Source organism: Microvirga zambiensis WSM3693, from assembly GCF_016735695.1.
Taxonomy (GTDB): domain Bacteria; phylum Pseudomonadota; class Alphaproteobacteria; order Rhizobiales; family Beijerinckiaceae; genus Microvirga; species Microvirga zambiensis.
In genome coordinates, this window is sequence record NZ_JAERQD010000193.1 from 1 (window position 1) to 1,216 (window position 1,216).

Genomic DNA, 1,216 nt, shown 5'->3' on the forward strand with positions numbered 1-1,216 from the left:
TCTTAAGCCGCCATCGCCTTCTTGAGGTTCTCGTCGATCTTGTCGAGGAAGCCGGTGGTGGAGAGCCACTTCTGCTCGGCGCCGACGAGCAGCGCCAGGTCCTTGGTCATGTAGCCGGCTTCCACCGTGTCGACGCAGACCTTCTCCAGGGTCGCGGCGAACTTGGCGAGTTCGGCATTGTCGTCGAGCTTGGCGCGGTGGGCCAGGCCGCGGGTCCAGGCGAAGATCGAGGCGATGGAGTTGGTCGAGGTCTCCTTGCCCTTCTGGTGCTCGCGGTAGTGGCGCGTCACCGTGCCGTGCGCGGCTTCCGCCTCGACCGTCCGGCCGTCCGGCGTCATCAGAACCGAGGTCATCAGGCCGAGAGAGCCGAAGCCCTGCGCCACCGTGTCGGACTGCACGTCGCCGTCGTAGTTCTTGCACGCCCAGACATAGCCGCCCGACCACTTCAGTGCCGAGGCCACCATGTCGTCGATCAGGCGGTGCTCGTAGGTGATGCCGGCAGCATCGAACTTCGCCTTGAACTCGTTGTCGAACACCTCCTGGAAGATGTTCATGAAGCGGCCGTCATACTGCTTCAGGATCGTGTTCTTCGTCGACAGATAGACCGGATAGCGGCGGTTCAGGCCGTAGTTCATCGAGGCGCGGGCAAAGTCGCGGATCGAATCGTCGAGGTTGTACATCGCCATGGCGACGCCGGCGTCCGGGAACTTGAACACCTCCTTCTCGATCACCGTGCCGTCCTCGCCCTCGAACTTGATCGTCAGGCGGCCCTTGCCGGGCACCTTGAAGTCGGTCGCCTTATACTGGTCGCCGAAGGCATGACGGCCGACGATGATCGGCTGGGTCCAGCCCGGCACCAGGCGCGGCACGTTCCTGCAGATGATCGGCTCGCGGAAGATCACGCCGCCGAGGATGTTGCGGATCGTGCCGTTGGGCGACTTCCACATGTCCTTGAGCTTGAACTCCTCGACGCGGCCTTCGTCCGGCGTGATCGTGGCGCATTTGACGCCGACGCCGTACTTCTTGATCGCTTCCGCCGCCTCGACCGTGACCTTGTCGTTGGTCGCATCGCGATGCTCGACGCCGAGATCGTAGTATTTCAGGTCGATGTCGAGATACGGGTGGATCAGCTTCTCTTTGATGAAGTGCCAGATAATGCGGGTCATCTCGTCGCCGTCGAGCTCGACGACCGGATTGGCTACCTTGATCTTCGCCA

1 protein-coding gene is annotated in these 1,216 nt (G+C 62.5%); it reads right to left on the minus strand.

Annotation, left to right across the window (positions count from 1 at the left end; all coding sequences use genetic code 11):
• Window positions 1-2: 2 nt before the first annotated feature.
• Window positions 3-1,216, minus strand: a 1,214-nt coding sequence (locus tag JKL46_RS34830) for an NADP-dependent isocitrate dehydrogenase (RefSeq protein WP_201843022.1), incomplete at its 5' end; no start/stop codon positions are given.